Source organism: Ligilactobacillus acidipiscis DSM 15836 (genome assembly GCF_001435755.1).
In the GTDB taxonomy this organism is placed as follows: Bacteria; Bacillota; Bacilli; order Lactobacillales; family Lactobacillaceae; genus Ligilactobacillus; species Ligilactobacillus acidipiscis.
This window is the reverse complement of sequence record NZ_AZFI01000136.1, coordinates 1-5,607: the sequence shown is the minus strand read 5'-3', so window position 1 is coordinate 5,607 and position 5,607 is coordinate 1. Positions and strand designations below refer to the sequence as shown.

The 5,607-nt window shown below is 30.8% G+C and carries 8 protein-coding genes; 4 read left to right on the top strand and 4 right to left on the bottom strand.

Going from position 1 to position 5,607, the window contains the following annotated elements:
- Positions 1-101: 101 nt before the first annotated feature.
- From FC65_RS08435 to prgP, 4 genes are all read right to left on the bottom strand, one after another.
- Positions 102-389, bottom strand: a complete 288-nt coding sequence (locus FC65_RS08435; protein ID WP_056972313.1) for a BRCT domain-containing protein — start codon at positions 387-389, stop codon at positions 102-104.
- A gap of 88 nt (positions 390-477) precedes the next feature.
- Positions 478-1,101, bottom strand: a complete 624-nt coding sequence (locus FC65_RS08430; RefSeq protein WP_056972312.1) for a recombinase family protein — start codon at positions 1,099-1,101, stop codon at positions 478-480.
- A 296-nt stretch (positions 1,102-1,397) separates the two neighbouring features.
- A complete protein-coding gene (gene prgO / locus FC65_RS08425) occupies positions 1,398-1,682 on the bottom strand; it encodes a DNA segregation protein PrgO (protein ID WP_056972311.1) in 285 nt (94 codons plus the stop codon).
- Positions 1,666-2,571: a ParA superfamily DNA segregation protein PrgP gene (gene prgP / locus FC65_RS08420; protein WP_056972310.1), complete on the bottom strand. Its 906-nt coding sequence runs from the start codon at positions 2,569-2,571 to the stop codon at positions 1,666-1,668. The genes prgO and prgP overlap by 17 nt, the downstream gene beginning before the upstream one ends.
- 429 nt (positions 2,572-3,000) lie before the next feature.
- Between prgP and FC65_RS08415 the strand changes: the two genes are divergently transcribed.
- From FC65_RS08415 to FC65_RS08405, 4 genes are all read left to right on the top strand, one after another.
- The gene (locus FC65_RS08415; RefSeq protein WP_056972309.1) at positions 3,001-4,122 is read left to right on the top strand and encodes a replication initiator protein A; all 1,122 of its coding nucleotides are present in this window, start codon (positions 3,001-3,003) and stop codon (positions 4,120-4,122) included.
- Between the two features lie 151 nt (positions 4,123-4,273).
- Entirely contained in the window at positions 4,274-4,426 is a 153-nt protein-coding gene (locus tag FC65_RS11870; protein ID WP_156408609.1) for a hypothetical protein, read from the top strand.
- 12 nt (positions 4,427-4,438) lie between these two features.
- Positions 4,439-4,711, top strand: a complete 273-nt coding sequence (locus FC65_RS08410) for a hypothetical protein (protein ID WP_056972307.1) — start codon at positions 4,439-4,441, stop codon at positions 4,709-4,711.
- Position 4,712: 1 nt separating this feature from the next.
- Complete coding sequence (locus FC65_RS08405; protein ID WP_056972306.1) at positions 4,713-5,600, top strand: zeta toxin family protein; 888 nt, start codon at positions 4,713-4,715, stop codon at positions 5,598-5,600.
- Positions 5,601-5,607 lie beyond the last annotated feature (7 nt).

The window sequence follows — 5,607 nt, the reverse complement described above, 5'->3', positions numbered from 1 at the left end:
ATTTCATTTACACAAGATTCTTGACGCTACCTAAATTTTTGTACTCAGTATAAATATAATAGGAAGAAAAAATTTTATGTTATTTCTACGAGTTACAATTTTTAGGTAACTGTATCGCATAACAGTTTTGTACGAAAATTACACCACGTCAAGAAATCATGTTCATTTAAAACTTGGATTTTGTGTGCCTGAGCATACTGTAATTTTTTTGTTGTTAATTCCTGGTCCATACTTTTACTGATTCGACCAGCAATGACAAAATCAATTGTTTTAGAAGCATTATGCTGCGGCAATGCTCCAAGACTTTGCGCCAATTGTTGTGCATGTTGGCGGGTCATTGAACTCAATTCGCCAGTAAATAAAATATGTTTATGGCATAGGTTATACATCTAAGTCACCTTCTAAATTATTGTGATCGTCATTAACGGATAAATTTAGCGTCATGTTTGTCTTTTTAATCTGGCTATGTCGATTTGTTTAATCTTTTGAATTATGCTGTTGTTTTTGAATTTTATACACTAAATTACGTGAAACGCCGTTGTCACGCGCGATCTCTGCAATTGTAATCTTTTTCCCTTGGTCTTTGTCTTTTAAGAGCTCTGTAATGCGCTCATAAGTATGTCTTTTTTGCGGATTAGTTGAATGAGCCGTATATTGCGGGATACCGCCACGATATACACCACGTTGTTTAGCCAACTCGATCCCTTGCCGCTGTCTTTCCCGAATTTGTGTACGCTCATTTTCAGCCGTATACTTATAAATTTCTAAGACTAAGTTGGTCATGAGTCGTTGCAGATTTTTATCTTGAATATTGTCAAAAGTTGGCAGATTCAAGATACGCAAGACAGCTTTTTTATGGTTGATATATTCAATAATGTCAGAAATATCTTGGTTATTTCGGCCAAGCCGGTCCAAACTTAAGACGATCACTTGATCATCTTCGTGAATATAAGCTAGCATTTTTTTTAAAGCTGGACGATCAGTATTCTTACCAGAAATTTTTTCTTGAAAAATTTTTTTAACGCCGGCTTCTTTTAATCTGGTTAATTGTCGTTCTAAATTTTGATCTAAAGTACTAACTCGAGCATACCCAACACGCATTTTTTATCTCACCTTCTAAAAGCAGAATTAACATGTAGAATTAACATATTATTTTAAACTAAAAGAGCAGCTATAAATCTTTGTTTAATCTGCTCTTTTTGTCTATCTAAATTATATCACAAAAGTGTTGTCTGTGGGTACACCATGATATTACAAAAATTTTATTTGCTAATACATAGTAATTCTTATCTTTGTTTCTAGAAATTTTGTTTACATATTTAAAGGTCCATTTCTTAGACCAAAATATATCAAGTATATTAGGTATACTAAATATATTTAGTATACTTTTACTCTGTTTATTTTTTCTGTTTCATTTCGTAGAGAGCTCTTTCATTCTCTGGTAAAGATTTAATATACGCATCAACGGCTGTTTCTACAACTTTATACATTGGCATATCTTTGGCATAAGATAAAGAGCCTAACATTTTTAGGACAGGGGGGTCTACCTGCACCGGTCTCCTATCTTTAGCACTATATTTCTTTTCACCATAGTCAATTTTTACATCATTTTTTATTTTAATATCCGCTGCTTGAATGTCTTCTTTTCTATTTATCTTTTTTTGATTATTGATCAATGCCATTAAGTTTTATCTCCTTACTTGCAGCTAATTCTTTATTATTTTCAATATCATAATAAATAGGCTTAAACTTAAAATCTAAAATATCACCAGTTTGTTCAAATGAAGTAATTCTTGCTTCAAGTTCCAATAAAAGATCAGCAAAAATTGCCCAAATTTTTCGATCCTGATAGTCATTTAAAGTAATGCCATGTTCACCAAAGCGATCAAGCCGTTCTAGCCTTTTTATAATAGTGAAAAAAACATTATCTTGCCCATAACGTTCAACAGTTTCTTCATAATTAATTTGTTGCTGTCGTTTTCTATTTTGAAAAATTGCTGGTAAAACTCCTGCAACTTGAAAATGGGCTTCCTCAGGAAAAGCTTCAACCATGGGTGTAAGATAATTAGATATTAAGGACGCTGTTCCATCCATAGAAAAACGCTTTACTTCTTGAACAGGAATTATATAATCACAACACATCATAATTGCATCTACTGTATTATCAGTACTTGGAGCAACGTCAAAAAATATATAATCATAACCGTCTTGTAGTTCTTCGATCATATTTTTAAAAAACAAGTAGCGGCCCTTCTTGTTTTTACTATGGTCGAGAATCCATTCATTTAAATCGTGTGTTCCTGCAGAACCTGCGATAAAGTCAAGATTAGAAGACAATGAAACAATAGCCCTTTTTAGACTGCCTTCCATAACTGCATTAGTAAATGATTGTGGATATTCTACATTATTGAATGTGCGGCTCATATTTTGTGTACTGTTAGCTTGTAAATCAACATCAATAAGTAATACCTTTTTATGGAAAATCTGTGAGGCAACTAAAGACATCATGTCTGTATCAGATGTTTTTCCTACGCCACCCTTTAAATTTGTAAAAACTATAACGTAGGCCATTGTTTACTCCTTTTTATATACTAAGTATACTTAATATATGTAATATATTTGGTATATTCAGTATACCAAATATAGACGGATTGTCAAAAATATATTTATTTAAAAAGTCTTTGAATAGTACACTTAGAAAGTGTATTATTACAATTAGATAGAATAAACATTTTACTTTCTACTAAAAAAAACAAAACGACCCTTCTAGAGAGTCACTTTGTCATAGAAGGGTCGCCTTTGATTTTTAAATAAAAATAAGACTGCAATTAAACAGCCTTAAAAATATGCATAACATATATTGCTATAAAACGTTCTGGTGTACATTCGGCAATGGCAACCAAACGTTTTATTAATCTATCACTTATACAGTCTAATTCAAGTGATAGATTTTATCAACTCTCTTCTTTAGCAATGTATGTTACAAAGGGAGTTTTATTTATGGAACGAAAAAGTTTTAATTTTTATGAAGCAAATAACGTTTATGGAGATCTTTTTTTTCAATTTCCTAAAGTACTCATTTATGGCAAAACTTATAAAAATTTAAGCGCTGAAGCAAAACTGGCCTATATGGTTTTAAAAGATAGATTAGAGTACTCATTAAAAAATCAGTGGGTAGATGAAGATAACAAAGTTTATTTTATTTTTACTAACAATGAGCTGCAGAAACTATTTAACTGTTCAGAACACAAAGTAATCAAAATAAAAAAAGAACTCGAAAAAGTAAATCTCTTATTTCAACAGAAGATGGGTTTTGATCCAAAACAAAAAAGGAATCTTCCTAATCGTTTGTACCTTGCACAATTAAATGTAACTGCTCAAGATGTTTATCTAAAGCAAAAAACAAGTGATGAAGCTGAACCCTTTGGTATAAACGGAACTGCAAAAAATGCAGCTCGACAAAAAAATATTGTGTCTTCCAAATCCAGTGGTACAAGCGGAACTGCAAAAAATGCAGCTCGACAAAAAAAGCCTGAATCCGTTGATACAAACGGAACTGCAAAAAATGCAGTAAATCAAGATAAAGATATACTTAGATTTACTAGATACAATATAGATACAGCAGAGCTAGACTTTTCCACAACTAATTATTCAACACAAAAAATAGAAAATCAAAATCAAGACCTAGTAACTAATGCAAAAGACTTTTTAACATTAGATAGCGGCGATCAAGTTCCACTTGAACCCGAAGCTATCCAATTGCTAAGTTTTTGGGTTAGAACACCACAACAAATGCGTAAAGTAATTGGTATTATTTTAAATGCACGTAGGGATATGGAAAAAGAACATCAAAATATTGGAATGCACTTTTTACTTGATGATGAAGAGTTGCAACATAGATTAACTTTATCCTTACGCCGATATTTTAACGCAATCAGAAGTAACGAAAAAAATGTCAAAAATTATGAAAACTACTTATATGGCACTATGAGAAATATGTTTGGCGATTATTGGAATATCAAAAAACACGAAGAATTTATCGAAGAACACCCTGACCTAGAAGAACGACAAAACTTTCTTACACATGCACTACTTGAACATAATCAAACAAACAACAGCTAAAATGGCTATAAAATCGTTTCTAAGAGATTTTTAGCAGTTAAGGTCATTTATATATAAACAAGCTTTTAAAACCGCTGAAACCACCGAATAAGTCCTTTAATTGGGTTTTTAAAAGACCATAAAATAAAATATAAAAGAGAAAAAAACGATAATGTTTACAATGGAATTTTTACAATACTTAAATTTAGCTTTAAAACAAAGTGATCTAATGGATGAACAGCAAGACCAAATTTGGATTGATACAAAAATATTACTTGATGAACGAACACTTGAAGAAGTACAAGAACTTTTAGCTGAAACTTAAGGAGGAGCTACTATGAATTTAGATTACAAGAAAACTTACAAGATTGAACTTTTAAATGAATTTGCCAATAGTGTGTACGCCAAAGTGGTTAATTTAGCGATTCAGCAAGATTTAACGCCTGCTGATGAAAACCATTTTTTAATTAAACTGATTGAACAATTTGAAGAGATGCTAAACCTTGATTTGTTTAAACAAAGTATGGCGGAACTAGATGATTTAATGGCTTATTGGGAAAATATGAAAAAATATGCTGAAAACTTAGAAACAAGTAGTAGTGTTGCATGATATGGAACAGTTAAGTCAATATTCTGAAAAAGAATTTTATAAAGCCTTTGAATTTATTTTAAACAAGCTTAAAAAGGATAAAAGTTCTAGTACAAATTCAAAAGCTTATCTTTTAGGAGGACAGCCAGGCGCTGGGAAAACAACTTTATATGGAATTATAGAAGCAGAACAAGGAAATAATGTTATTTCAATTGATAATGATTCATTTAAACAATTGCACCCGAATTACCAACTTTTAGAACAAAAATATGGAAAAGATGTTGTAGAATATGTAACGCCTTTTTCAAATCAAATGACTGAAAAAATAATTGATTATCTTAGTGACAAAGGATTTAATTTAATCATTGAGGGAACATTAAGAACAAGTGAAGTTCCAATGAATACAGCAAATCAGTTAAAGGACAAAGGTTATGAAATAAATTTATATGTTATGGCTGTACCAAAAATCGAATCATATTTAGGGACGTTGTCCCGATATGAAGATCAATTTATATTATCGCCAAAAACAGCAAGAGCAACTACCCAAGAAGCACATGATAGGGTAGTTAATAATCTCCCTGAAAACTTAGAAATTTTATATCAAAATAAAGTTTTTAAAGATATTAGTTTATATGACAGAAGCGGGAATAAATTGTATTCTAGTTTTGAAAGTTCAAATTTAAGTCCTAAGCAAATTATTAAAGAAGAACTGAATAAAAAAGTTGATAATAATAAACTTCTGAAAAATATTACTAGCGTTTTAGACAAGATGAACTTTAATCAGCATACGAATACAAAACAGTATAAAGAAATAAGTGAATTATCAACAAGGATTAGAAAAGATTTGAGTAATGAGGTTCAAAAATCGTTGAAAGAATTTACTCAAAAAAATCCAGATGGCAGATTGTAAAATTTAA

Excerpts from the sequence above, each read along its gene's own strand:
- FC65_RS08435 (WP_056972313.1), bottom strand. The coding sequence starts at position 389 with ATGTATAACCTATGCCATAAACATATTTTATTTACTGGCGAATTGAGT.
- FC65_RS08430 (WP_056972312.1), bottom strand. The coding sequence starts at position 1,101 with ATGCGTGTTGGGTATGCTCGAGTTAGTACTTTAGATCAAAATTTAGAA.
- prgO (WP_056972311.1), bottom strand. The coding sequence starts at position 1,682 with ATGGCATTGATCAATAATCAAAAAAAGATAAATAGAAAAGAAGACATT.
- prgP (WP_056972310.1), bottom strand. The coding sequence starts at position 2,571 with ATGGCCTACGTTATAGTTTTTACAAATTTAAAGGGTGGCGTAGGAAAA.
- FC65_RS08415 (WP_056972309.1), top strand. The coding sequence starts at position 3,001 with ATGGAACGAAAAAGTTTTAATTTTTATGAAGCAAATAACGTTTATGGA.
- FC65_RS11870 (WP_156408609.1), top strand. The coding sequence starts at position 4,274 with ATGTTTACAATGGAATTTTTACAATACTTAAATTTAGCTTTAAAACAA.
- FC65_RS08410 (WP_056972307.1), top strand. The coding sequence starts at position 4,439 with ATGAATTTAGATTACAAGAAAACTTACAAGATTGAACTTTTAAATGAA.
- FC65_RS08405 (WP_056972306.1), top strand. The coding sequence starts at position 4,713 with ATGGAACAGTTAAGTCAATATTCTGAAAAAGAATTTTATAAAGCCTTT.